The 385-nt window shown below is 71.2% G+C and carries 1 pseudogene; it reads right to left on the minus strand.

The features are described from left to right. Nucleotides 1–145: 145 nt before the first annotated feature. Nucleotides 146–385: pseudogene (gltD, locus tag GVL12_RS25980) on the minus strand (glutamate synthase); the annotation flags it as partial.

The following is a 385-nucleotide window of genomic DNA, read 5'->3' on the forward strand; positions in this document are numbered from 1 at the left end:
GATCATCACGGTCACGCCCTGACACGGCCTGGGCGGCACATCCGCCCTGCCGTCGAGGCCTTCAAAAGAAACGGCGCCCCTCGGGGCGCCGTTCGCTTTTACTGCCCGTGCCCCGCCGGAACCGGCGGCCACGGCAGCCGGCCGCTCAGCGCGGCAGGTCCGAATACCCCATCAGGAATTCGTCCACCGCGCGCGCGGCCTGCCGGCCTTCGCGGATGGCCCAGACCACCAGCGACTGGCCGCGGCGCATGTCGCCGGCCGCGAACACCTTGGGCACGTTGGTCGTGTAGCCGCCGGTGAAGTCGGTGCTGGCACGGGCGTTGCCGCGGGCATCTTTCTCGACGCCGAAGGCTTCCAGCACGGGCGACACCGGAGCGACGAAGCC

This window comes from Pantoea sp. 18069, from assembly GCF_902706035.1.
In the GTDB taxonomy this organism is placed as follows: Bacteria; Pseudomonadota; Gammaproteobacteria; order Burkholderiales; family Burkholderiaceae_C; genus Comamonas.